Below are 24,431 nucleotides of genomic sequence, written 5' to 3' on the forward strand. Positions count from 1 at the left end.
GCCGATGAAGTTAAATGAACGGCAGAAAAAAATACTCCAAATCGTCAAAGAAAATGGTCCGATCACAGGAGAGCAGATTGCGTCTGAACTCTCCTTGACCCGGGCGACCTTACGTCCGGATTTATCGATTTTGACGATGACAGGGATGCTAGAGGCACGTCCGCGCGTCGGCTATATGTATGTCGGTAAAAAAAATGCGTCGATGTTACACGAAAAACTGGATACGTTGACGGTAGGCGAATTCATGTCTTCTGCGAAAGTCATTCATGAAGGGATGACGGTGTATGATGCGATTGTTCACTTGTTTCTCGAAGACGTCGGCTCGTTGTTCGTCGTCGGAAAAGATCATGCCCTAGTAGGCGTCTTGTCCCGAAAGGACTTTTTACGTGCTGCGATCGGGAATCAGGAGCTTGACTCGTTACCGGTCAACATCATCATGACCCGGATGCCGAACTTGACCGTTTGTGAAAAATCAGAGACGTTGATCGGTGCCGGAATGAAATTGATCGAAAAACAGATTGATTCGATGCCGGTCGTCGAACAAGTGGACGGGATCTTAAAAGTTGTCGGACGCATGACGAAAACGAATATGACAAAAGTATTAGTCGCATTAGCACGAGATGAAGAACTTTAAGAGGAGGTTCGCAGATGAGACAACGCATTTATGTAGTCAGTGACTCGGTTGGTGAGACGTGTGAACTCGTGGTGCGGGCAGCCGCGATTCAGTTTCCGGAACAGGCGATCGAAACCGTCCGGATTCCCTTCGTCGATGACGATCAAGTCATTTATGATCTTGTGTTACATGCGAAAGAAGAGCAGGCGACGATCGTTTATACGATCGTTCAAGCGACGCACCGGCGTCTGCTTGCGGAGACGGCGCATGCTCATGACGTCAAAGCAATCGATTTGTTAGGTCCTTTGCTCGATACGATGGAAGAACGCCTCGGCATGCAGCCGAAGGAAGAGCCGGGTTTGATTTACCGGCTAGATGAAGAATATTTCCGGAAAATCGAAGCGGTCGAATTCGCCGTGAAATACGATGATGGACGCGACCCGCGGGGAATCAAACGAGCGGACATCGTGTTGATCGGTGTGTCGCGCACATCGAAAACACCACTTTCTCAGTATTTAGCATTAAAACGATATAAGGTTGCTAATGTGCCGCTCGTCCCGGAATCGATTCCGCCAGAGGAACTGTTTGATATTCCAAAAGAAAAATGTTTTGGATTATTGATTTCTCCTGAAAAGCTGATTGATATTCGGATGGAACGGTTACGCTCACTTGGCTTGAAGCCGGAAGCCGCTTACGCGCAAATCGACCGGATTAATCGAGAACTCGACTATGCTAAAAAATTGTACGACCGGATTGGGTGTCAGGTCATCGACGTGACGAATAAAGCAGTCGAGGAAACAGCCAATTTAATCTTGACCGGGATTTCCGGCAAATCACATGACTAGTAAAGTGATGATTCACGTAGTATACTAATCTAGCTGCTTAAATGAGATGATGTAACTTTTCTAATGAAACGGAACGAGTATTCGTTCCGTTTCATTGCGGGTATATGTATATAAACGTTCGAAAGGAGAGGTGACCGATTGAAACGGCTTCCTGACGAATTGGTTGACCAAGTCCGACAAGCAACGGATATCGTTGAATTGATATCAGAACGTGTAGAATTAAAAAAACAAGGGAATCGTTATTCAGGGTTATGTCCATTTCATTCTGAAAAGTCCCCTTCTTTTTCTGTTTCTCCGGATAAAGGCATGTATTATTGTTTTGGTTGCGGAGCAGGGGGCAATGCGATTACGTTCGTCATGGAAACGGAAGGGATGAGTTTCCCAGAAGCCGTCACGAAGCTCGCAGATCGAACGGATATCAAATTACCAGAGTTTGAACGATCTGATCAAACGGAATCGACACCAGATCAAGAAAAGAAATACCGGATGCGGGAAGCTCACCGAATCGTAGCGGATTTGTATCATGAAGTCATGTTACAGACGGCTGCCGGTGATGTCGGGCGAGAATACCTGGAAAAACGGGGGATTCAAGAACCTGCCATGCGGGAATTCAAGTTAGGGTATGCACCTGATCAAGAACGATTCACAGTCGACTCGTTGGCAAGAAGAAATTTTGATCTGGATGAAATGGTAGAAGCTGGGCTGATTTCTGTAGGTAGAGATGGCGATTATCGCGATCGGTTCAATGGTAGGGTGGTATTTCCAATTTCAGATCGTGATGGCACGATTGTTGGATTCAGTGGACGCTCCATTGACGGAAGAGACCCGAAGTATGTCAACACAGCGGAAACCCCACTCTTTAATAAAAGTGAATTGTTATTTGGTTTTGCACAAGCACGTGGTGCGATGCGTAAAAGTAAGCAAGTAGTGCTAGTGGAAGGGAATTTAGATGTTGTACGTGTCGCTCAAGCGGGTATACCCTATACGGTAGCCTCTTTAGGGACGGCCTTGACACCGATCCATGCTCAAAATCTGGGGCGAATCGTCGATGAAGTCATTGTTTGTTATGACGGAGACAAAGCCGGGCGTGCCGCAACCTTAAAAGCGTTACGCCTGCTAGAAGACATTGCGGTCGATTGTTCTGTCATTCGTCTTCCGGATGAGGAAGATCCCGATTCTTTTATTGGGACACAGTCGGAAGAGTCCTTTCTTCGTTTAATCGAACAGGAGCGGATTTCAAGCCTTGAATTTAAATCTTTTTATTTTCGGCAAGGAAAAAACCTCCGATTAGAAGGAGAACGGGTCCGTTATATTGAAACTATGCTTGAGGAGATTGGTCGGACGGCCAATCCATTGTTACGCGACATCTATTTAGGGAAACTAGCGGAAGAGTTCCACTTGTCGAAAGAATCATTGCTGTCACAAGTTAAACCGTTGCAGACGCAACACATTAAACCAAAACAAGAACGACGGCAAGAGACACAAGTAGTTACCTCTTCCCCTCAAGACCGCACCTTCTCGAACTGGAAACGAGCAGAACGATTTTTGCTTGCGTATATGATTCGTTCAGAGGAAGTTGGCCTTGAGGTACGTGATCAGCTTGGTGTGGCATTTAACGATCCGGCCCATCAATTGATCGCAGGAAAACTATATGAATTTTACGGAGCAAATACCCCAGCGGATCCCGACCGGTTTCTGACGATGCTTCACGATGCTTCGCTTCAGCGAATCGTAGCCGATCTAGAGTTTATGTTAATGCCGGAATATGATCCGGATTTACTGAGTCATTATATTCGTGCCGTTCAAAACGAACGACAACGACGGATGCTGGACGAGGAAAAGTCGCAGTTAAGTCAACAAACAGATATCCGTGCTCAAGCGGAACTAATGCAGGCGATCATCGAACGGAAACGGCGTTTGAAAGATCGGTGACCTGTTGCATGATGTGGAAGGAGTGTATGGTTCGATGGCAGAAAAAGCAAGATCAGAAGCAGAAATACTCCGTCTCGCGAAGGATGAACTAATCGCGCTCGGACACAAGAATGGTGAACTATCGCATCAAAAAATCGAGGATAAACTCAGTTCGTTTGAATCGATGGATGCACAACAATTCGAAGAGTTCCTTCAATTGCTCGAAACCGAAGGCATCAAGGTCAACAACGATGGAACAGGGGACGACAAGGAAGAAGCCGACTTAAACGATCTATCTGTTCCGCCAGGTGTCAAAATCAATGATCCGGTCCGGATGTACCTGAAAGAAATCGGTCGAGTGGATCTTTTGAATGCAGAAGATGAGGTCGAACTCGCAAAACGGATCGAACAAAATGATGAAGAAGCCAAAAAGCGTCTAGCTGAGGCCAACCTGCGTCTTGTTGTATCGATCGCAAAACGTTATGTCGGTCGCGGCATGTTGTTCCTTGATTTGATTCAAGAAGGAAACATGGGATTGATCAAAGCGGTTGAAAAGTTTGATTATACTAAAGGATATAAATTCTCGACGTATGCCACGTGGTGGATTCGTCAGGCCATCACACGTGCGATCGCTGACCAAGCACGGACGATCCGGATCCCGGTTCATATGGTTGAAACCATCAATAAATTGATTCGTGTCCAACGTCAGTTGCTCCAAGATCTTGGACGTGAACCGACACCGGAAGAAATCTCAAAAGAGATGGAAATTACGCCGGAGAAAGTTCGGGAAATTCTCAAGATTGCTCAAGAGCCGGTTTCGCTCGAAACGCCAATCGGGGAAGAAGACGACTCACATCTCGGAGACTTCATCGAAGACCAAGATGCGACAGCACCTCAGGACGCAGCAGCGTATGAGTTGTTAAAAGAACAGTTGGAAGATGTACTCGATACATTAACGGATCGGGAAGAAAATGTCTTACGTCTGCGCTTTGGTCTGGATGACGGTCGGACACGTACACTTGAAGAAGTTGGGAAAGTGTTTGGTGTCACCCGTGAACGAATTCGTCAAATCGAGGCAAAAGCATTACGTAAATTGCGTCATCCAAGTCGTTCGAAACGTCTCAAGGATTTCCTCGATTAATTTTAAAGTGTGAAGAAAATATGAAATTTTAGTGAGAAGGGAGAAAAAGTTTTGTTTTTTTCTTCCTTCTCTGTTTTTTTTACAGTAGAATAGTAACGGGGAATACCATTCAGTCACCAACTTGGTTGGGTATAGAATATGGGGGGGAATCCAAATGCGTAATCCGTTAGTACCGTTCGCAGCGATTGCGATCATCGCCATCATCGCCATGATTTCATTGTCATACTTTGGGGTCGATCAGGTAAAACAAGCTGAAAAAGGTCCATCAACAGCTGAAATGAAGCCGGAAGATCTGTTTGCATCAAAAGGATGTACAGGATGCCACGGTGGAAATCTTGAAGGTGGAGCAGGTCCGAACTTAACTAAGATCGGCGCGAAGCTGAAAGAAGAAGAAATTAAAGAAATCGCAATCAACGGTAAAGGGCAAATGCCTGGTGGTCTTGCGAATGATGAAGAAGCCACTGTTTTAGCGAAATGGCTTGCTGAAAAGAAATAAGTCGATCAACATCTGTCTCTTCTCCGAGATAGATGTTTTTTGTTGTCCTGCTACATCAGGTGACTATTTCTTTTTTTCATCAATTCGGCTATTTTTAAAAGAGATTGAACAGAGGAAGGATGAAAGAAATGCAAACGAACGTCATACTCGACCAACGCTTACAAAAAGTAGTGTCCTATATTCCACAAGGGGCGGTCTTAGCAGACATCGGTTCGGATCATGCCTTTGTACCATGCTACTGCATCCAACAAAACCTAGTCGAACGGGCAATCGCGGGTGAGGTCAATCTTGGACCGATGGAAGCAGCGCAAGCACAAGTGGCGCTTGTCCAGCTAGAAGAAAAAATCGAGGTCCGACTTGGAAGTGGTCTCACAGTTTTAAGACCAGGCGAAGCGACGGCCATTACGATTGCTGGAATGGGCGGGACATTGATTGCGACGATTCTTGAAGAAGGAAAAACACATCTATCAGGAGAGGAACGTCTGATTCTCCAACCGAATGTTGATGCCGTTGATGTCAGAAAGTGGCTTTTAGCGAATGGATATGCCTTGTTATCCGAAGCGATCGTCAAAGAAAATGAAAAGATCTACGAAATTCTTGTCGCCCAAAAAGGCGAAGAGTCCTTATACGCCGATAATCTTGAACGACGGGAATGGGAACTGTTTTTTGGTCCTCAACTCACACGGGAAAAGGCGCCTGCTTTTGTGGAGAAATGGCAAACGGAAAAACAAAAACGGCAGTATATTCTAGAACAGATGCGTCGTGGAAATGATTCCGAAGTATTGCAGGGAAAAATCGAGACGATCGAGCGGCTGATTCAAAAAATGGACGAGGTGACGGGGTAATGGCGAACGGACAACAGATTATCGAACAATTCGAATCGTTTGCACCGAAGAAATTCGCTTTTGAAGGAGATCCAATCGGATTACAAATCGGAACACTGAACAAAGAAGTCAAACGTGTGCTCGTGACACTCGATGTCTTAGAGTCTGTGGTCGATGAAGCGATTGAAAAAAACATCGACTTGATCATCGCGCATCATCCACCGATTTTCAGCAAATTAGCGAAAGTCACGGATCAATCAGCGGCGGGACGAATCGTCATGAAATGTATCCGCCATGATATTGCTGTCTATGCAGCGCATACGAACCTGGATGTTGCGGAAGGAGGTGTCAACGATCTGATGGCAACTGCCTTAGGGTTGACCGATACAAGCGTATTGGCACCTTCTTTCGAGAATACCGTCTATAAACTCGTTGTCTTCGTTCCGGAATCAGCAGCTGAACAGGTCGCTGAAGCTCTTGGAAGAGCAGGAGCAGGGCATATCGGCGCATATAGCGACTGTCAGTTCCACAGCACGGGCATCGGTCAGTTTAAACCAACAGCGGATGCCAATCCGTATAGAGGTAAGCCGGGGCAGGTGGAACGGGTGACAGAAGTCCGAATCGAAACGATCGTAACGGAATTGAATCAGAAACAAGTCATCCGTGCGATGAAAAAAGCCCATCCGTATGAAGAGGTGGCGTATGATCTGCTCCGTCAAGAGATAGCAGCACCCTCACTCGGTCTGGGACGGATCGGATATCTAGAAGAAGCGATTCCACTGAAAGCATTTGCCGAACACGTACGGACAGCCTTCGCTGTTGAGAACTTACGTTTTGTTGGAGATGAAAACCGAATGGTCCGTAAGATTGCCGTATTAGGGGGGGATGGGAATAAGTATGTGTCAACGGCTGCTTTTGCGGGGGCCGATGTGTTAGTGACAGGTGATTTGTATTTCCATGTCGCTCACGATGCGATGGCACTTGGCCTTGCTGTCGTCGATCCGGGACATCACGTCGAATCGGTCATGAAACAAGGAGTGGTTGATCTCTTGACGGAACGGTTCGACAAACAGAACATCAAAGGTGTCGAACTGTTTGTGTCCGTGACCAATACGAATCCATTTCAATTCCTATGAAAAAACGATTCCCACCGCCTGAGACGGTTTGGGAATCGTTTTTGTTTGAGATTAAAGAATTTTGACTTTCGGTAAGATCCGGCGCAGCTCAAGGAACGGTGTTTTGTCATGTGTGCTGATATCAGCAGGGTCATACTGCTGTAAGAAGTCGATGACTTTTTTTGTGATCGGCGTAGGTGTTGAAGCACCTGACGTCACACCAACTTGATGTACACCTTCGAGCCACGATAGATCAAGTTCTGTTAAATCGCCAATCCGGTGAGCCGGAGTCTCGGCGATGTCAAACGACACTTGAGCCAAACGATTGGAGTTATTCGAACGTGGATCTCCGACGACGATGACTAAATCACATTCACCGGCCTGCTCAGCGACAGCTTCTTGACGTACTTGCGTCGCATTACAAATTTCATTATGGACTTCGACATGTGGATATTTTTCGCGAACATGTCCCATCAACGCTTGGACGTCCCATTGACTCATCGTCGTCTGATTCGTGACAATGATTTTTTTCGTCGCCAGATGAGCTGGTAAGGCTTCGATATCCTCCACTTTTTCGATGAGGTGAACGTGTTCTGGTGCTACACCAACTGCGCCTTCAGGTTCCGGGTGACCATGTTTGCCGACATAGATGACTTCGTAATCGTCTGCAACGACGGTCCGGATCAAATCATGGGTCCGGGTGACATCAGGACAGGTCGCATCGACGACTGTCAATTTCTTTTCGGCAGCCCGTGTATAGACCGCTGGTGAAATGCCGTGCGCCGTAAAGATGACCGTACCTTCTTGAATCGTTTCGAGCGCTTCTAGGCGATCGGGACCATCTACGGTCAAGACACCCATTCGTTCGAATTCACGAGTGACATGGGCATTGTGGACGATCATACCCAAAATATGAATAGGTCGCGGCAAATTTTCATTCATTGCGGCTTGTTGGGCAAGTTTCATTGCATCAACAACACCATAACAGTAACCACGAGGACTGATTTTTTTTACAAGCATAGTCTAGATTCTCCTTTAGTATAGAAAGAGTGATTATGTAGAGTGTACCATTGATTCAAGTTGAATGAAAATAGAGGAGTCTGCGTCGGGCGGATAACATGATATACTATTTGAGTTGTAATGAATGGAGGAGGGGGTGGAAAGATGGAGACGAAAAAGATGATGCGGTCCTATTTTTTCCAGATCACGGCTGTATTATTCATTCTTATTTGTCTTGTCATCTCAGCACTTGCCTTCACGGCGGATCGTGTGACGATTTCACGAGTGGAACAGCAGACAGAAAAGCAGAGTGAAAAAAGTGTTGAAGTCTCGAGCAATGCACTTCGGGATAGTATTGGAAATTTACACGAAAAAACCATGGGTCTTCAATTGAATGTCACCAATATGAAGAGCCTCGAGCGGGCGATCCGTGACACGAACTTGCTTGATATCGATACCGGCTTTAAGAGTTTCTTTTATTATGACCGGAAAACCGACAAGATTACATGGTTCTCAAGCGAAGATCGTCGCATTCCGGAAGCGTCCGTTCGACGAGATGATGCTTTTTTACAGGCTTTAACGAGTACGGATTTTCATATGAGTAAACGGTATAAGCTGGACAGTGACTATTTGTCTTATATGTATGTACCTGTCCGGAATGGGAACGAACGTGTCGGCGTGTTTGGCGGTGGACTCAGTCTGATGAATTCCGTCGTCTTTCGAAATTCACTTGAATCGTTTGATGATGACACGATGGCGTACCTTTTTAATAGTCAAGGTGAACCACTTGCGACGTCAAGAAATCTGGTCACGGATCAAGAACGTGTCTTGAGCCAAAGTGTCGTTGACCGTGCCTTTCAGAGTACAAAACCATACGAAATCTTTAGTACGAATAAAGACATGTATTATTTCGCGCGTGATTTGAAGGTGACGGACTGGAAAATACTAGTTCGAACGCCGCGGAGTGTATTTTACGAACCGGTCTATACGACACGCCAACAATATTTGGTCATTGCGGCACTCACATTAGTATTGAGTCTGATCGTCGGCTATTTGATGTCGCGGCAATTGACGGCACCGTTACTGGAATTGGTTCAAAAAATCGAAAAAAGCACGACACCTCAACCGATCACTCTTGAACGGTCTGGTTCAAATGAAATCAAGACGTTGGTCTCTGCCTATAATGAATATGCACAACGGATGGAGCATGCGCGGCTCGAGCAGCTCAGTCAACAACAAGTCATCCTGCATCAAGAAAAGTTAGCATCACTCGGGCAGCTGGCAGCAGGGATTGCCCATGAAATCCGAAATCCGTTGACACCAGTCAAGATGGCACTTCAGCTCTTGTCGGAAGAAAAACAAAATAACCCGGATATGATGCAGATTGCCTTATCGGAACTGGATCGTGCCAATCAGTTGATCCAGACGATGCTTGATTTATCAAAAAATGATAGCACGGCGTTAGAAATGATCCAGATTGATATGAAAAAGCTGATGGAAAAGCTGACATTCATTCTCGAATCAAAATCACATCCATATGAAGCGGATTGTAAAATCTATACGCCGGCACACATGCCGTCACTGTATGCCTCTGAAAATGGATTGTTGCAGGTGTTATCGAATTGTATCGGAAATGCCCTCGACGCTGTCGAATCAAAAGGCATCGATGGCATCTGCCATGTCCACCTGCACGTTTATCCGGATCAGTTTGTGTTTATCATTCAGGATAATGGAGTCGGGATGGATGCGGAGCAGATTAGTCTGATTGGGCAAGCATTTAACACGTCTAAAATCAATGGGAATGGTTTAGGGTTATTCATGTCGAGTCAAATCGTTCGCCAACACAATGGACGGATCGAAGTGGATAGTAAAGTCGGAGTCGGAACGACCGTTCAGCTGTTTTTCCCAAGGCGGGGTGAGCAAGCATGAGGTTCAATAAATCGTGGTTATTTGTTTTAATCATCTGGATTTCGTCCGTTCTCATCATTTCGAATCTGTTTGTCCAAAAGGAAACCAATCCGAAGCGGGACGTCATCGGTTTTACGGTCGTCAATGATAAACATGAATTTGCGCAACGGCTGATCAATGCTTTTAAAGCAGAAGCCAAGGCGAACAAATACGAAGCACTTGTTGCGACCTCACAAAATTCACGAATCAGTGAACGGGAACAAATCTTAGAATTCATCCAACTAAAAGTGGATGCGATCTTCATTACGACACTAGACGATGTCTATATCGGCAGTGCGATTGAAGAGGCTAAACAAGCAGGGATTCCGGTATTTGCGATTGATCGGATGATTCGTTCAGATGCCGTCGTCAGTTCCATCACGTCGAACAACCAAGTAATCGGGGAGCAATTGGCTTCCTATATGAAAAATGAGTTGATTAGACGAACCGGACAGGCGAAGGGCCGCATCATCGAGATTGCCGGTACGGCAAACGTCTACACGACAAATGAACGACACCGGGGATTTTTAAAAGGAATCGAGAACGAACCGGGTCTTTCCATCATAAATTCAGCTAGCGGAAACTACGATCCCGTCACATCGGAGCGTGTCATGCAACAGCTGATTGAGTCAGGAATCGCGTTTGATGCCGTCTACTGTCACAATGATGATATTGCGATGGGGGTACTCGAAGCATTGAAAAAAGCGAACATTTCCGGAAAAATAGTTGTCGGAATTGATGGGAATCGTGCTATATTAGAAGCTGTTGACATGAAATCGATGGACGCGACGGTCGTCCAGTCCGCTGAAGAGATGATGAAAGTTGCCTTCAGCGCGTTGAAGCTTCATACGAAAAACAAAAAAATTCCTGATCGTTTCTATACGTATTCCTATTTGTATGACGGTAGTAGACCAATACCCATGTTGAACTAAAGAAATAGATGGTGAAGGCGGACGATTCGCCTTTAATTGTTAAAGAAAGAGAAAGGATGGTGACAAATATGAATGGATTCAGCCATTTTGATTTGCACCCGTTCGTCGTCGAAGCACTCGAAGACGCACGTATTAAAAAACCAACCGATATTCAATCCCGGATCATTCCGGCAGCGCTCAAAGGGCGGGATATCATTGGACAATCACAAACTGGAACAGGAAAAACGTTATCGTTCCTGTTACCAATCGTTCAAAACGTCAATCCAGCGTCACAGGAAATGCAGGCGATCATCGTTGCACCGACACGTGAACTCGCTTGGCAAATTCACGAGGAATTGAAATCAATCCTCGTCAAACAACCAGACTACATCAAAACGAGTCTGATCACAGGTGGAATGGACCGCGAACGTCAAATTGGACGTCTCAAAGTGTCTCCACAAATCGTCATCGGAACACCGGGCCGCATTTTGGATCTGTTTAAAGAGCAAGCCTTGAAACCACATTTCGTCAAACATTATGTCATTGATGAAGCGGATCAAATGCTCGATATGGGATTCTTACCAGAAGTCGACCGGATTGCGCAAGCTCTCCCAGAGAAATTGCAAATGATGGTTTTCTCAGCAACGATTCCAGAGAAACTGCAACCGTTCTTAAAAAAATACATGAACAACCCACGTTATGCACATGTGGATCCAAAACAACAGACAGCTAAGAAAATCGTCCATCATACCGTTCCTGTCAAACACCGTGATCGTTCTGATTTGGCATTGAAACTGGCAAAGGCGCTTAACCCGTATATCTGTCTTGTCTTTACGAATACAAAAACAGAAGCAATTGAACTTGAAGCCCTCTTCCTTGAAGCGGGACTCAATGTCGGTTCGCTTCACGGTGACTTACCGGCACGCCGTCGGAAACAAGCCATCAAGGAAATCAATGAAGCGAAGTACCAATACGTCATCGTGACGGATCTTGCAGCGCGTGGTATTGATATCTCAGGTGTCTCGCATGTCATCAACCATGGTATTCCAAAAGATCTTGATTTTTATGTACACCGCGTCGGACGGACAGGTCGTGTCGACCAAGACGGTTTGGCTTACACGCTATTCGAAGACCATGAGAATGGTTCAATCAACCGCTTAGAGGATCGTGGCATTGAATTTACGAACGTCGATGTGAAAAGCGGTCAAGTCAGCGAAGTCAAAGAACGCCGCCGTGCTAAACCAAACATGAAGACAGCCGTTTCGAAAACAGCACACAGTCGTTTATCTGGTGAAGCTGCAAAAGCGAAAAAACGCGTAAAACCAGGTTATAAAAAGAAACACCAGTATAAGCTGAAAGAAACAGCAAAACGCGAACGCATCAAGGAACAACGTGGAGTTGGTCGTGCCGAGCGTAAGGCGAATGCAAGCAAATCAAAATAATGAATCTGCGGCGAATTCGTCGAGGATCAACCCTTTAAGCAAAGTTCACGGCATCGATCCGTGGACTTTGTTTTTTAGCATGGCTAAAGGTTCTTGTTTTTTTCGACATTTGGTACACTAGGAACAGAAGAAAGGTGGAAATTCGAATGAAAATTGGTTCACATGTGTCCCTCTCAGGGAAAAAGATGTTGCTTGGTGCGAGCGAAGAGGCGGCATCTTACGGAGCGACGACGATGATGGTCTATACAGGAGCACCTCAGAACACAAGACGAAAGCCGATCAGTGACCTCCGGATTCCGGAAGCCTTATTGCACATGGAGGCGAACGGGATTGAAGAAATCGTTGTCCACGCGCCTTACATCATCAACTTAGGAAATACGACAAAACCAGAAACATTTGAACTGGCGGTATCCTTCTTAGCAGAAGAGATTCGTCGGGCAGAAGCGCTTGAAAAGGCGAAGCATATCGTACTTCATCCGGGAGCCCATGTCGGCGCAGGAGAAGAAATTGGCATCAAACGAATCATTGAAGGACTCAATGAAGTGTTGACGGGAGATGAACAAGTCAAGATTGCGCTTGAGACGATGGCTGGAAAAGGATCGGAAATCGGAAAGACGTTTGAAGAGATTGCAGAAATCATCGCCGGTGTAACCCATAATGATCGTCTATCTGTTTGTCTCGATACATGTCACGTCCACGATGCCGGATACGACCTTGTCCATGACTTGGACGGGGTACTCGAACAATTTGATCGAATCGTTGGCATCGACCGCCTTGGCGTCATTCATGTCAATGATTCAAAAAACATCCGAGGTGCTAAAAAAGACCGTCACGAAAACATTGGTTTTGGTGAAATCGGATTTGATCCGTTACATCGGATCGTACATCACCGGGACTTGGCACATTTGCCAAAAATTCTTGAGACACCGTATATCGGACTTGATCCTAAAAAGAAAGTGGCTCCGTATCAAGAAGAGATTGCGATGTTACGCTCGGGGAATTTTGATGCCGAGTGGCGTTTACCACTGATCGGTACATCCATTTAAACGAGAGAGGTGTCTGTCGCGTGTGTCATCTACTAATCATAGAAGAGTCGGAATTTGCCTTACGTCAAGCGGTTGTCACGTATTATGAAACCAAAGAGCCGTTTTATTTGCCGGCAGAGTTATCCGAAGGGGAAGAAGTTTTTTTGGCAACGAAGGATGGAATCATCGCTTACGCCGAAGTCCTGTTCAGCGAATATACAACACGTCCTGCCGACCCTCACTGGTTGAGGGAGGCGGATGAACAAGAACAGACGTATGCTTGTCTGGATTTGATTAGTGTCGATTTACGTCATCCGTTGTTAGGTTCTTCGCTTCTAGGTTTAAAGATTACCCCAGGACAGATGGATCCGAAAATCAGACAATGGTTGGTAGAAGCATGGCAGGCGGGTCATTTCGAGTCTGATGTGACGACCATCGAACAGGCGAAAGAACGTCGGATGGAACGGTTTCGGGAACGGAATCACCTGACGCCTTTAGAAAAGACCTGTGAGCTTTGTGGAAACACACAGCAATCGATCCTGGAATGGCACGAACATCAAGGCCATTTCCAAACGGTATGTCCGACCTGTCATCGGTTGGCACATCAAGGGTTGCATGAAATCAAGGATATTGCAGCGACATCAGATGAATCATCACCGTAACAGTAAGCAACCCGGATGTTCATCTCCGGGGTGCTTACTGTTTTTTAGATGGTGTCCTCATGATATAATCAAGACTGATAATTATTATCAGTGAAAATGGAGTACTGGAGGAAAGGGCATGACTGATTTAGCAATGATTCCAATTGATCAACCTGTTGTGATGACTGACTTGAACAAAATAGAAGATCGACTCCGAAGACGGCTACTTGCGCTTGGATTTTATGAAGGATGTCCGGTCGTCGTCAAAAGACGAGCGAGCTTTCATGGTCCTTTGACGATAGAACAACGTGATCACCATCAAATGATTGCGATCCGAAGAAGCGATGCCAAGAATATCGGAGTGTTCTCACCATGACTCAAAAAATCGCCCTGTTAGGGAATCCAAATACCGGGAAAACGTCTTTATTCAATCGATTGACAGGATCGTACGCTCATGTCGGAAACTGGTCTGGTGTAACGGTCGATAAAAAGGTCGGAAAACTGCACGGAAATCGAGGGCAGTTGATTGATTTACCGGGGATATATGATCTCGATCCACTGTCAGCAGACGAAGCAGTTGTTGCCCGTTTTTTGATGGAAGACTCGTTTGACGGCATGATCAATATCATCGATGCTTCCCAGCTGGAACGAAACCTACAACTGACGGCACAACTTCTGGAAATCGGAAAACCCATTCAGATTGGGTTAAATATGATGGATGTCGCGCGTAATCGAGGAACGACGATTGATGCCAAACAATTAGCAACCGCACTCGGTGTCGATGTGTTTCCGATCGTCGCAAGAACAGGAGACGGCTGTGAAGTCTTGTTGTCGTCCATCGCCAACAAGGCGAACACACCTTTACGAATCGACTATGGTCCGGAGACGGAACAAGCCATCACGACGATTATCGAACAAGCCGGGTTGCTAGAAAATGAACGTTGGATGGCCGTTCAATATTTAGCAGGCAATCGGGTATTCGTCGAATACCTTGAAACAAAAGCGCCGAGCATCATTGAAGTCCGGAAACAGTTGGAACATCAGCTCGGTCGGTTCATTCATGCGCATATTACCGAGTGCCGAAGAAACTGGGCAATCGCCATTCGTGCGAGCTCCGTCGTCGAAGAAAAGTCAGAGCGAAAAACGTGGACGGATCGGATTGACGCAGTCGTCACACATCCGATTCTTGGATTACCGATTTTCTTTGCGGTGTTATACGTCTTATTCCATGTCACGTTTAACTGGATTGGAGCCCCCTTGTCGGATTTGTTGGCAACGGTCATTGAAGGCCCGATTTCGACGGGAGTCGTCTTTGTGCTGACACAACTTGGTGCATCCGGCTTCATCCAAGATTTATTAATCGATGGGGTCATCGCAGGTGTAGGTGGCGTCTTGGTGTTCGTACCTCAAATCTTTGTGTTATTTTTCTTCATCTCGTTTCTTGAAGATTCCGGATATATGGCGCGTGTCGCAATCGTCATGGACCGGTTCATGCAGATGGTCGGATTGAACGGGAAAAGTTTTATCCCGATGATCATTGGATTCGGGTGTAATGTTCCTGGGATCATGGCAGCACGGTCCGTAGAAGAAGAGCGGGAACGACTGGTGACGATCTTCATTTCACCGTTCATGTCTTGTTCGGCACGATTACCGATTTACGCTGTATTCGCAGGAAGCTTTTTTGCGAGTAATCAGGCATCGATTGTCTTATCACTTTATATTCTTGGTATCGTGTTAGCATTGCTTGCGGCAAAAGTGTTTTCAAAAGTCCTTGCGGCCGAAGATGCAACGAGTTTATTTTTAGTTGAACAACCACCATATCGTGTTCCACAAGGGTTAACGTTATGGCGTAGTACTTGGCAAAAAGGGAAAGGATTCGTCCGGAAAGCAGGGACGTTCATCTTTGGCGGATCGGTTGTCATCTGGTTACTTGCCTATACCGGACCAGGGGGCTTCGATGTCAACATGAATGACAGTTTCCTGGCGATGATTGGTGGTCTGATTGCAATGTTATTGATCCCACTTGGTTTTGGCACATGGCAGGCAGGAGCCGCCTTGATTACAGGTTTCTTAGCAAAAGAAGTCGTCGTCTCGACGATGGCGATTATTTATGCTGTAAATGAATCAGAACTCGGACGGCAATTGTCCGGACAATTTACACCGCTTAGTGCATACAGCTTCATGGCATTCGTTTTACTGTATGTGCCATGCCTTGCAACCGTAGCGGTCATTCGCCGAGAAGTCGGTAGTGTAAAATGGACCTGGATTGCGAGTCTGTACGGATTGTTTGTTGCGTATGGGATTTCGTTTTTGATTTACCAAACGGGACAAGCCCTAGGATTTTCTTAAGGGAGGAATGACGATGCATCTGATCGACTTGTTTATTGGTCTACTCGTATTTGGTTATGCGGGTTTTTCGTTAGTCCGCTTCACGAAAAAAGCGAAAAAAGGAAAATGTGCGACCTGTGAGGTAGAGCCGACCTGCAAAACAGCTTGTGATGACGTCAATTGGGACAACGTCATTGCAGAAGCATTAAAAAAATAACTAAAAAGCGTTTTTCTTGTCCAATCGGAGAAGAAAAACGCTTTTTATGTGGAACGCACTGCACGTTAGGCAATCAGAACGGCCAACGGTCAGCAACGAATAAAAATACTTTCATACCAAGAAACACACCGAAAATCCCGACGATGGCCGGAAAAACGGGCGGAGCGGGAATTGGCAGTTTGAGAGCCGTGAAGACGACGCCACAGATGATACCGGCTAGCAAAGACAATAAAATTTGTTGAAGCATGAGGTCCAGTCCTTTCTTCATATGAAAAACGCTTACATGTTTATTATATGAAGATGTCTGACGTTAAACAACGATTATTTTTTGGAAGAATTCGGATCAAAGGTGATCTTCTCTTCTGATTTCTCAACCGGAATCCATTTTTGATCCAAAGGACGATCAAAAGAAGGTTTTGCTTTCAATTTTCCATTTGTATAATGTTGAATCAAAATTTGTGATTCGCAAGATTGTTTACCCTTAGTGACATAGTGATAGACACCATGTTCATCTTGCTCGCGTGCCTTGACGTTATCGGCTAACGTCAGCGCCAAACAATCCTTGATATAGTTTTTCTGTTCTTCATCGATGATCGGGAAAAGAATTTCAATCCGTTTCCGCATGTTCCGAGTCATCCAATCGGCACTCGAACAATAGATCAAATCGTCGCCATTATGGTGGAAATAAAAGATTCGTGAATGTTCGAGATACCGGTCGACAACCGATGTGACACGAATATTTTCCGAGACGCCTTTGACTTGCGGACGAAGACAACAGACACCTCGTACGATCAATTCGATTCGGACACCGGCTCGCGAAGCTTGATACAGTTTTAAGATGATATCTTTTTCCGTCAAACTGTTCATTTTAGCGACGATTCGTCCATTTCCATGTTTTTTATGGTATTTGATTTCTTCGTCAATCAACGATAAAAATTTCTCGAGCATCGAGTTTGGTGAGGTATGGAGCGCATTCCACTGTGGCTGCTCCCCGTAACCGGATAACCAGTTAAAGAAGTTCGTGGCATCTTCAGCAATCTGTTCGCGCGCTGTCAGAAGACCGATATCCGTGTACAACTTAGCCGTGGAATCATTATAGTTCCCCGTTCCAAGGTGGACGAATCGTTGGATGCGTCCTTCTTGCAGGCGGACGATCAATGTGATTTTAGAGTGGGTCTTTAAATCACTGTAACCATAGATGACGTGGGCTCCTACTTTTTCTAATTGTTTGGCCCATTCGATGTTTTTCGCTTCATCAAAACGTGCCTTCAATTCGACGAGGACCGTGACCTGTTTTCCGTTTTCAGCAGCCGTTTTGAGCGCTTTGATGATCGGAGAGTCCCCGGAGACACGGTACAACGTCTGTTTGATAGCCAGTACGTTTGGATCATTGGCAGCCTGGACGATCAACCGGACGACAGGATCAAACGTATGGTAGGGGTGATGCAGCAGATAATCCTGTTGTAATATTTGATCGAATAAATTTTTTGATTTTTCTAGAGCAGGAGGTTCGACAGGCATGATCGTCTGATAAATCAAATGATCGTATTCAACACCGATTTGACTGTAAAACGCAAAGGCAAATGTTAGATCGATGGGTCCATCGACGGCATAGATATCCCGGTCTTGTAGATCCAACACATCACGTAGCATATTCAGTAAATTCGTATTGATGGCATTTTTTTGGATTTCGAGCCGAATTCCAACTCCCCAACGGCGTTTCTTCAGTTCTTTTTCAATCAATTTCAATAAATCATGGGTCCCTTCTTCATGGAACGGCAAATCAGCATTCCGGGTAATCCGAAACGGCATGGCGGATAATACGCGATAGCCTTTGAACAAGGAATCGATGAACGAGATGATGACATCTTCCAGTAAGATGACAGCCGTCGTTTCTTCATCATCTACCGGTAAATCGACAAACCGTGGCAAGACGGCAGGGACCTGAACGATTGCTAAATTTCGTTTCGAGCCGTCTTCCGCTTCGAGTGCCGTCGCGATGTTCAATGATTTTGACGACAACATCGGGAAGGGGCGGTAGGCGTCAACAGCAACGGGCGTCAAGACCGGGAAAACTTGTTCTCTAAAAAAGGCTTTGACGTATTCCGCTTGGATTTCATTTAATTCTTCATGTTTTAAAAAGGAGACACCTTCTGTCTTCAAGGCTTGGGTCAATTCTTTAAACGCTTCATACTGCTGATCGACAAGTTCTTTTGTTTTTGTTGCGATGGCCCGTAACTGTTGTTTTGGGGTGAGGTATTGTTTATTTTCCGGTTTATTGAATCCTGCTAACACTTCGTCTTTCAGTCCGCCCACACGAACCATATAAAATTCATCCAGATTGGAACTGAAAATCCCTAAAAACTTAAAGCGTTCCATTAAAGGATTTCGTGTATCGAGGACTTCACCTAATACACGTTCGTTGAATTGTAACCAACTGATTTCTCGGTTGTTGAAGAACTCCGGGGAGTCAATCTTCATATAAGGCCGCCTCCTTTAGTATCTAACTGAATAGACCGGTCGATGACACGTTCTAAATGTTTTTTTTGTTTTTCTGCTTTTTCGACTTCAAATCCATAATCATGATCACCCGTATCAAGAATGATGCGGATATTTTTTCCATCCTTTTCTAGCGCAAGCTCGACACTATTGACGGCTCGACGTTCTGTGACATCAAGTGCCTCCGTCAGTTTCAAGATTGAACCAAGTAAATCAAAACGTTCGATTGATTTATCGGTAAACCAATCCTTAAAAGGTTTCAAGAGCTGGTGCATCCGTTTAGAAGAAGAATAAGAACTGACGAGGGCTAGCGCCAGACGATCTTTATGGGTCATGCCTTTTAAATCGGTATTCGTCAAAAGATAAAAGGTCTGATTGGAACGTGTATCTGGATTGATATATTGTCCGCAGTACAACAGTCGGCTTGCCGAATCGAGTAATCGTAAATCGGCGGCCCGTTCCGGAATGATATCGAGTGTGACGAGTTGTCGATAAATCGATTTAGCGATCGTACCCAGGTAGTTCGTTCGGTCCCGGTTGACCTTGTAATCACTCTCGAGCTGGTAAAGACTTTCCTCCCGAACGTTTTCGATACGCCGTTGATTCTGTTCCCGTAAATCATATTCATAGACCAGCCCTTCTCGCAGCCCGTAATTACTCATCACAAACTGATCAGCTTCGATATGTAACGCCAGCTCATGAATCGCAATCAACGCAGGTAAAAAGATATCAACCCGGTCTTTGGATAATCCTTCAATTTTCGTGAGATGTTTAGGTGCTTTATCTTCCAGCTCATCAATCAATTTTCCTAATTCCTTTGCCCGGACTTGATATTGATGAATCCCGTGTAAGGGATAATCCATGGTCGACTGATGGATTCGGACGAAGTTTCGGGCTGAACCACCCACGCCAATCAGTGGGAGCTTTTTGTTTTTAAGCCAAGGAATATCATCGAACTGTTCCCGTAAAAATTTGATTAATTTTTTTTGTTCACCCGATGTCATCGTTTCTCCAGAGAGAAACTGACGTGTCAAGGTGACGGCACCAAACGGAAAACTGTGGTACGCGACCATTTCACGATTTTCGATCAACGTGACTTCCATCGAACCACCACCGATATCGACCGAATAGCCATCCGTTAAAAAGGTGGAGTTGATGATGGCGAAGAAGCCATAATAGGCTTCCTGCTCATCCGAAAGGACACGCATCGTAAACGGTGTTTCTTGTTCAACGGCATGAATGATGTCTTCGCGGTTACTGGCATTTCGAATGGCGGCTGTCGCGACACAAATCGTCTCTTCGACGAGGTGGGTGACGCCGATTTCGTAAAAACGTTGTAACGTCTCACACAACAAGCGAATTCCTAGTGGATCTAATGCACCGTCCTCATCAATATGAGCGGATAGTCGAGCCACGACCTTGACATTGATTTTTTCGATGTATCGACCGGAATCGATTGGATGGAAAATGACGTATCGGATCGAGTTGGATCCGATATCGATGACTGCTAATTCGTTTTTCAAAAGAAATCCGCCCCCTTTCACTTATCAATCCGTCTTTTCCCGAATCAAGGATTCTGAAAACGACAGCTTGTATACTTTCATTGTACATTGTGCGTCTGTCAAAAACCGTCCGTTCACAAAAAAGTTACATCAGTTGCACCGGATGACGGCTGGGGCTATAATAAGACAGTTGATAAGACGTAACTATTCCGTTTTAACATGAGACGGAAGGAGAGAATAGACATGACTGAACCAATTATTGAAATCAAGCAACTCACGTATGATTATCCTGATCGACGTGTTTTAAATGAAGTGACATTTGATGTCGAACAAGGTCAATTTCTCGCGATTGTCGGAGAAAACGGTTCTGGGAAATCGACCTTGATTAAATGTATGCTTGGATTATTAAAGCCGACGGGTTCGATTCGTTTGTTCGGACAGGATCAAGCAGCCTTCAGTGACTGGTGGCGAATCAGCTATGTGTCCCAAAAAGCAGCATCGTTTAATTCAGGTTTTCCGGTGACGGTCGCCGAGGTCGTCGAGATGGGACTGTATGCCAAAAAAGGGCTGTTCCGTCGTGTGACGAAACTCGATCGCCAAAAGGTCAAGACTGCGCTGGAAACGGTCGGGATGTGGGATCGTCGTGATTCGAAAGTCGGAGACCTGTCCGGTGGACAACAACAACGGGTTTTCATTGCACGGGCACTCGTCAATGATCCGGACTTGATGATTTTAGATGAACCGACGGTCGGAGTCGATCAACGGTACGTCAAAGAGTTTTATGAAATCTTAGAGGAATTACGGCGTGATAAAAAGCGGACGTTCGTACTCGTGACGCATGACATTCACTTCGTCAGTAAACTCGTGACGGATGTGATCCACCTTGTCGACGGACGGCTTGGTTGTAACTGTGGTATCAAGGAATACTGGGAACTCGATGAACAGACGATTCGTTCGCTTTACCCAGTCCCTGGACGCGTCTTAGTCCACCAAGGGGAGGTCGTCCAGTGATTGAAGCGTTCATGACACTGAAGTTTTTACAGTACGCCCTCATTGCGGCGGTATTAATCGGGTTTACGGCACCGTTGATTGGCTCCTTTGTCGTCGTCCGGCGGATGAGTCTGATTGCGGATGCGTTGTCACACGTCACGCTCGCCGGGATTGCGCTCAGTCTGTTGATTTCCGGGATGGTTGCGAGCCTGGCCGATTTGAATCCGCTTTATCTTGGTATCGTGACTTCGGTCATCGCCGCCTTGACGATTGATTGGCTCCGGGCAAAATATAAACACTTTCAAGAACTGGCCATCCCGATCATCATGGCGACAGGAATGGGGCTCGGGGCAATCTTCATCAGCCTCGCCAACGGCTTTTCGATGGATCTCGTGTCCTTTTTGTTTGGGACCGTCTCAGCTGTGACCTTGACGGATGTGTATACGATTTTCATCGTCACGGGAGTCGTGATTGTGTTTGTCATCGCATTTTATAAAGAATTACTGTTTTTATCATTTGACGAAGAACAAGCTCGTGTTTCCGGGATTCGCTTGCGACTAGTTCATATCCTCTTTATGATTGTCGTCGCCTTGGTCATTGCAATCAGTATGCGGGTCGTCGGGATTTTGTTAGTATCGAGTTTGATCACGTTACCGGTCGCGGCAGCGCTTCGTTTTGCGAAAAGCTTTAAGGCGACGATTTTCTATGCGATCGTATTTGGGGAAGTCGCAACGATCACCGGCTTGATTCTTGCCTATCAGTTTGATTTGGCACCAGGTGGGATGATTGTCATGTTGGCAGTGATCGAACTGATTCTCGTCATGATCATTGAACGGTTTTGGATCGGAGGGAAAACGCATGAAAAAAAACATCGAACAAGCGCGTGAACGGATGAAGGCATCCGGCTTTAAGATGACACCGAAACGACTGGACTTGTTAGCCTATCTGTTCGAAGCCAACCGCTATGTCAGCGCGCGGGAAGTCGCAGAAGAGTTACGCCTGTCACATCCTTCGCTCAGTTATGATACGATTTATCGAAACTTAAATGACTTTGCGGAAATCGAAATTTTAGAGACGACGGAACTGGATGGGGAGATGAAGTACCGGGCGGCGTGTCAGTCTGGACACCACCACCATCATTTGATTTGTCGGACCTGTGGAAAGACGGAAACATTAGATGTCTGTCCGATGCAATGGGTTGCGCCGATCAAAGACTCAGGTTTTGAAGTCGAAGATCATAAGTTTGAAATTTATGGACGCTGTGCGGCGTGCCAACAATAGGTAAGTGGATCATGAAGAAGTCCTTTGCGTTTGCAAGGGGCTTTTTAGCTTGAAATGAGCCAAAACGGGAATAGGACGAACAGAGGTGATGGAGATGATTTATGATACGCATGAAGCGAGGCAAATCGATGAGTGGGCAAAGACGTCCGGATTGCCCCTTGAGGTGTTGATGGAACGTGCTGGTAGTGAAATTGCAAAACAAATCAAAGAACACCATGATGCCGACGAACGAATCTTGATTGTGTGTGGCACCGGCAATAACGGTGGGGACGGCTATGTCATCGGTCGCGAACTGATTCGTGACGGTTACGATATCACGCTTCATGCGCCGTTTGGAGAACCGAAGACGGCAACGGCTCGGCTGCACACGCGATATGCTGAAAAATTTGGTCTTGTTGCCGAGGGGATTTGTGGTCAATATGATGTGATTGTCGATGCGGTATTCGGGACAGGTTTTGATGGTGCACGTTTCACGAAATCAGTAACGGATTTGTTTGCTTGGGTGCAAGAGCAACAGCAACAAGGGGCTAGACTCTACGCGGTCGACATACCGAGTGGTATTCCTACGGATCAAACGAGTGATTTTTCAGGGCAAGGACTAAAAGCAGATGCGACGTTTTGCCTGCATGCCTTTAAGCGATCTGCATTTTTAGTAAAGACGGCCCCGTTTTTTGGACAGTTGAAAAAAATTGATTTAGGATTACCAGCTTTTGGAGGATGGTCTTTGTATGACGAGTCGATTGAACCGTTGTTGACGCGAAATCCATACGGACATAAAGGAACTTACGGGACGGGGTTATTGATTGGAGGGAGCGAGACGATGCCAGGATCGATTCAGTTGGCCACACGTGCAGCGCTGCGAACAGGAATCGGGAAGTTACAAGTCGCAACCGTCCCGTCGGCTCAGCTCGGATTGATCATCAATGCACCGGAAGCGATGATTCTCGATCAGACGACGGAAACCATTCAAGGTATCGTCACTCAAGTCGACGTCGCTGGCATTGGACCAGGTCTATCTTCTGAGTTTACTTCCGAGTGGATTGATCTGTTGCTTCGGCAAGATATCCCGGTTGTGCTTGATGCGAGTGCACTCATTCGGGACAGTTATCCAGAACGTCAAGCGGCAATCGTCGTTACGCCACATATCGGTGAATTCGCCCGTATGACGAATCAAACGGTCGCGGAGGTTCAAGATGATTTGTTTGAACAAGCAAGTGCGTATGCGATGCTCCATCAAGTAATCGTCGTCTTGAAATCGCACGTCATCTTGATCGCGAAACCCGACGGTGGCGGATATGTGATTGCCGGTGCATCGAGTGGATTAGCGAAAGGTGGAAGTGGTGATACGTTGTTTGGCTTGATTACAAGTTTACTTGGTCAACGAAAACATTATCAGCACTTTTCGATCGAACGATTGATTGCGATGGGGGTGTCTTGGTATGCTCAAGCATCAAAACAAGTCGAACAACGGATGCATCCGAGTAGCATCGTCGCGACAGACTTGATTGAGCAGTTAGGTAAAGTGGAGGGCTGATCTATCATCTGGAAATAGACGAGCAGACATCCACTTTTAAGTGGAATCGTATACGACATGTTCCTGACTCCTTTAATTGAGAGGGGACATGTCTTTTTGAGTGATGATTGCTAGGAGTAGAATGACAGGAGTATCATGAAGTGATGTCGAAAAGTTAAAACAGACATTCC

The 24,431-nt window shown here is 45.9% G+C and carries 23 protein-coding genes; 19 read left to right on the plus strand and 4 right to left on the minus strand.

From position 1 onward, the window contains the following. The first annotated feature begins 4 nt into the window (after window positions 1-4). The 7 genes from ccpN to P404_RS0113450 all read left to right on the plus strand — a co-directional run bounded on the left by ccpN (window position 5) and on the right by P404_RS0113450 (window position 6,966). Window positions 5-634 (plus strand): transcriptional regulator CcpN, encoded by a 630-nt coding sequence (gene ccpN, locus P404_RS0113420; RefSeq protein ID WP_014969814.1) that lies wholly within the window; start codon window positions 5-7, stop codon window positions 632-634. A 14-nt stretch (window positions 635-648) separates the two neighbouring features. After that, on the plus strand, window positions 649-1,458 hold the full coding sequence (locus P404_RS0113425; protein WP_026831028.1) for a pyruvate, water dikinase regulatory protein: 810 nt from the start codon (window positions 649-651) through the stop codon (window positions 1,456-1,458). 138 nt (window positions 1,459-1,596) lie between these two features. Further along, complete coding sequence (dnaG, locus tag P404_RS0113430; RefSeq protein WP_026831029.1) at window positions 1,597-3,390, plus strand: DNA primase; 1,794 nt, start codon at window positions 1,597-1,599, stop codon at window positions 3,388-3,390. A gap of 34 nt (window positions 3,391-3,424) precedes the next feature. Next, window positions 3,425-4,510 carry an RNA polymerase sigma factor RpoD gene (rpoD, locus tag P404_RS0113435; RefSeq protein ID WP_012369736.1) on the plus strand — a complete coding sequence of 362 codons (1,086 nt, stop codon included), beginning with the start codon at window positions 3,425-3,427 and terminating at the stop codon, window positions 4,508-4,510. 154 nt (window positions 4,511-4,664) lie between these two features. Then, window positions 4,665-5,006, plus strand: coding sequence for a cytochrome c550 (gene cccA / locus P404_RS0113440; protein WP_014969816.1), 342 nt, complete (start codon window positions 4,665-4,667; stop codon window positions 5,004-5,006). A 128-nt stretch (window positions 5,007-5,134) separates the two neighbouring features. Then, window positions 5,135-5,851, plus strand: coding sequence for a tRNA (adenine(22)-N(1))-methyltransferase (locus P404_RS0113445; RefSeq protein WP_014969817.1), 717 nt, complete (start codon window positions 5,135-5,137; stop codon window positions 5,849-5,851). Continuing rightward, complete coding sequence (locus P404_RS0113450) at window positions 5,851-6,966, plus strand: Nif3-like dinuclear metal center hexameric protein (RefSeq protein WP_026831030.1); 1,116 nt, start codon at window positions 5,851-5,853, stop codon at window positions 6,964-6,966. The genes P404_RS0113445 and P404_RS0113450 overlap by 1 nt, the downstream gene beginning before the upstream one ends. A gap of 51 nt (window positions 6,967-7,017) precedes the next feature. On the opposite strand, the gene P404_RS0113455 is transcribed toward P404_RS0113450, so the two are convergent. Further along, a complete protein-coding gene (locus P404_RS0113455; RefSeq protein WP_026831031.1) occupies window positions 7,018-7,965 on the minus strand; it encodes a 4-hydroxy-3-methylbut-2-enyl diphosphate reductase in 948 nt (315 codons plus the stop codon). A gap of 144 nt (window positions 7,966-8,109) precedes the next feature. On the opposite strand from P404_RS0113455, the gene P404_RS0113460 reads away from it, so the two are divergent. The 8 genes from P404_RS0113460 to P404_RS0113495 all read left to right on the plus strand — a co-directional run bounded on the left by P404_RS0113460 (window position 8,110) and on the right by P404_RS0113495 (window position 16,455). Then, on the plus strand, window positions 8,110-9,873 hold the full coding sequence (locus tag P404_RS0113460; protein WP_026831032.1) for a sensor histidine kinase: 1,764 nt from the start codon (window positions 8,110-8,112) through the stop codon (window positions 9,871-9,873). Continuing rightward, complete coding sequence (locus P404_RS0113465; protein WP_014969821.1) at window positions 9,870-10,823, plus strand: sugar ABC transporter substrate-binding protein; 954 nt, start codon at window positions 9,870-9,872, stop codon at window positions 10,821-10,823. The genes P404_RS0113460 and P404_RS0113465 overlap by 4 nt, the downstream gene beginning before the upstream one ends. A 68-nt stretch (window positions 10,824-10,891) precedes the next feature. Beyond that, window positions 10,892-12,244 carry a DEAD/DEAH box helicase gene (locus P404_RS0113470; RefSeq protein ID WP_014969822.1) on the plus strand — a complete coding sequence of 451 codons (1,353 nt, stop codon included), beginning with the start codon at window positions 10,892-10,894 and terminating at the stop codon, window positions 12,242-12,244. Between the two features lie 146 nt (window positions 12,245-12,390). Beyond that, window positions 12,391-13,290, plus strand: coding sequence for a deoxyribonuclease IV (locus P404_RS0113475; protein ID WP_014969823.1), 900 nt, complete (start codon window positions 12,391-12,393; stop codon window positions 13,288-13,290). Between the two features lie 20 nt (window positions 13,291-13,310). After that, window positions 13,311-13,931: a hypothetical protein gene (locus tag P404_RS0113480; protein ID WP_014969824.1), complete on the plus strand. Its 621-nt coding sequence runs from the start codon at window positions 13,311-13,313 to the stop codon at window positions 13,929-13,931. 118 nt (window positions 13,932-14,049) lie between these two features. Further along, a complete protein-coding gene (locus tag P404_RS0113485; protein ID WP_026831033.1) occupies window positions 14,050-14,286 on the plus strand; it encodes a FeoA family protein in 237 nt (78 codons plus the stop codon). After that, on the plus strand, window positions 14,283-16,259 hold the full coding sequence (gene feoB, locus P404_RS0113490; RefSeq protein WP_034774544.1) for a ferrous iron transport protein B: 1,977 nt from the start codon (window positions 14,283-14,285) through the stop codon (window positions 16,257-16,259). Before P404_RS0113485 ends, feoB begins: the two co-directional genes overlap by 4 nt. 13 nt (window positions 16,260-16,272) lie before the next feature. Beyond that, a complete protein-coding gene (locus tag P404_RS0113495; RefSeq protein ID WP_026831035.1) occupies window positions 16,273-16,455 on the plus strand; it encodes a FeoB-associated Cys-rich membrane protein in 183 nt (60 codons plus the stop codon). A gap of 73 nt (window positions 16,456-16,528) precedes the next feature. On the opposite strand, the gene P404_RS17680 is transcribed toward P404_RS0113495, so the two are convergent. From P404_RS17680 to P404_RS0113510, 3 genes are all read right to left on the minus strand, one after another. Beyond that, entirely contained in the window at window positions 16,529-16,702 is a 174-nt protein-coding gene (locus P404_RS17680) for a XapX domain-containing protein (RefSeq protein WP_014969827.1), read from the minus strand. A gap of 74 nt (window positions 16,703-16,776) precedes the next feature. Next, on the minus strand, window positions 16,777-18,936 hold the full coding sequence (locus P404_RS0113505; protein ID WP_026831036.1) for an RNA degradosome polyphosphate kinase: 2,160 nt from the start codon (window positions 18,934-18,936) through the stop codon (window positions 16,777-16,779). Then, window positions 18,933-20,477, minus strand: a complete 1,545-nt coding sequence (locus tag P404_RS0113510) for a Ppx/GppA family phosphatase (RefSeq protein WP_026831037.1) — start codon at window positions 20,475-20,477, stop codon at window positions 18,933-18,935. Before P404_RS0113510 ends, P404_RS0113505 begins: the two co-directional genes overlap by 4 nt. Window positions 20,478-20,699: 222 nt before the next feature. Between P404_RS0113510 and P404_RS17685 the strand changes: the two genes are divergently transcribed. The 4 genes from P404_RS17685 (at window position 20,700) to P404_RS0113530 (ending at window position 24,261) form a co-directional block, all read left to right on the plus strand. After that, the gene (locus tag P404_RS17685) at window positions 20,700-21,467 is read left to right on the plus strand and encodes a metal ABC transporter ATP-binding protein (protein WP_014969830.1); all 768 of its coding nucleotides are present in this window, start codon (window positions 20,700-20,702) and stop codon (window positions 21,465-21,467) included. Beyond that, window positions 21,464-22,333, plus strand: coding sequence for a metal ABC transporter permease (locus P404_RS0113520; RefSeq protein ID WP_014969831.1), 870 nt, complete (start codon window positions 21,464-21,466; stop codon window positions 22,331-22,333). Before P404_RS17685 ends, P404_RS0113520 begins: the two co-directional genes overlap by 4 nt. After that, entirely contained in the window at window positions 22,305-22,727 is a 423-nt protein-coding gene (locus P404_RS0113525; protein ID WP_014969832.1) for a Fur family transcriptional regulator, read from the plus strand. The genes P404_RS0113520 and P404_RS0113525 overlap by 29 nt, the downstream gene beginning before the upstream one ends. Window positions 22,728-22,815: 88 nt before the next feature. After that, window positions 22,816-24,261: a bifunctional ADP-dependent NAD(P)H-hydrate dehydratase/NAD(P)H-hydrate epimerase gene (locus P404_RS0113530; protein WP_051590520.1), complete on the plus strand. Its 1,446-nt coding sequence runs from the start codon at window positions 22,816-22,818 to the stop codon at window positions 24,259-24,261. The last annotated feature ends 170 nt before the right edge of the window (window positions 24,262-24,431 follow it).

Origin of the sequence: Exiguobacterium antarcticum DSM 14480 (assembly GCF_000685865.1) — a bacterium.
In the GTDB taxonomy this organism is placed as follows: Bacteria; Bacillota; Bacilli; order Exiguobacteriales; family Exiguobacteriaceae; genus Exiguobacterium_A; species Exiguobacterium_A antarcticum.

Excerpts from the sequence above, each read along its gene's own strand:
- ccpN (WP_014969814.1), top strand. The coding sequence starts at position 5 with ATGAAGTTAAATGAACGGCAGAAAAAAATACTCCAAATCGTCAAAGAA.
- P404_RS0113425 (WP_026831028.1), top strand. The coding sequence starts at position 649 with ATGAGACAACGCATTTATGTAGTCAGTGACTCGGTTGGTGAGACGTGT.
- rpoD (WP_012369736.1), top strand. The coding sequence starts at position 3,425 with ATGGCAGAAAAAGCAAGATCAGAAGCAGAAATACTCCGTCTCGCGAAG.
- cccA (WP_014969816.1), top strand. The coding sequence starts at position 4,665 with ATGCGTAATCCGTTAGTACCGTTCGCAGCGATTGCGATCATCGCCATC.
- P404_RS0113445 (WP_014969817.1), top strand. The coding sequence starts at position 5,135 with ATGCAAACGAACGTCATACTCGACCAACGCTTACAAAAAGTAGTGTCC.
- P404_RS0113450 (WP_026831030.1), top strand. The coding sequence starts at position 5,851 with ATGGCGAACGGACAACAGATTATCGAACAATTCGAATCGTTTGCACCG.
- P404_RS0113455 (WP_026831031.1), bottom strand. The coding sequence starts at position 7,965 with ATGCTTGTAAAAAAAATCAGTCCTCGTGGTTACTGTTATGGTGTTGTT.
- P404_RS0113460 (WP_026831032.1), top strand. The coding sequence starts at position 8,110 with ATGGAGACGAAAAAGATGATGCGGTCCTATTTTTTCCAGATCACGGCT.
- P404_RS0113465 (WP_014969821.1), top strand. The coding sequence starts at position 9,870 with ATGAGGTTCAATAAATCGTGGTTATTTGTTTTAATCATCTGGATTTCG.
- P404_RS0113470 (WP_014969822.1), top strand. The coding sequence starts at position 10,892 with ATGAATGGATTCAGCCATTTTGATTTGCACCCGTTCGTCGTCGAAGCA.
- P404_RS0113475 (WP_014969823.1), top strand. The coding sequence starts at position 12,391 with ATGAAAATTGGTTCACATGTGTCCCTCTCAGGGAAAAAGATGTTGCTT.
- P404_RS0113485 (WP_026831033.1), top strand. The coding sequence starts at position 14,050 with ATGACTGATTTAGCAATGATTCCAATTGATCAACCTGTTGTGATGACT.
- feoB (WP_034774544.1), top strand. The coding sequence starts at position 14,283 with ATGACTCAAAAAATCGCCCTGTTAGGGAATCCAAATACCGGGAAAACG.
- P404_RS0113495 (WP_026831035.1), top strand. The coding sequence starts at position 16,273 with ATGCATCTGATCGACTTGTTTATTGGTCTACTCGTATTTGGTTATGCG.
- P404_RS17680 (WP_014969827.1), bottom strand. The coding sequence starts at position 16,702 with ATGCTTCAACAAATTTTATTGTCTTTGCTAGCCGGTATCATCTGTGGC.
- P404_RS0113505 (WP_026831036.1), bottom strand. The coding sequence starts at position 18,936 with ATGAAGATTGACTCCCCGGAGTTCTTCAACAACCGAGAAATCAGTTGG.
- P404_RS17685 (WP_014969830.1), top strand. The coding sequence starts at position 20,700 with ATGACTGAACCAATTATTGAAATCAAGCAACTCACGTATGATTATCCT.
- P404_RS0113525 (WP_014969832.1), top strand. The coding sequence starts at position 22,305 with ATGAAAAAAAACATCGAACAAGCGCGTGAACGGATGAAGGCATCCGGC.
- P404_RS0113530 (WP_051590520.1), top strand. The coding sequence starts at position 22,816 with ATGGAGATGATTTATGATACGCATGAAGCGAGGCAAATCGATGAGTGG.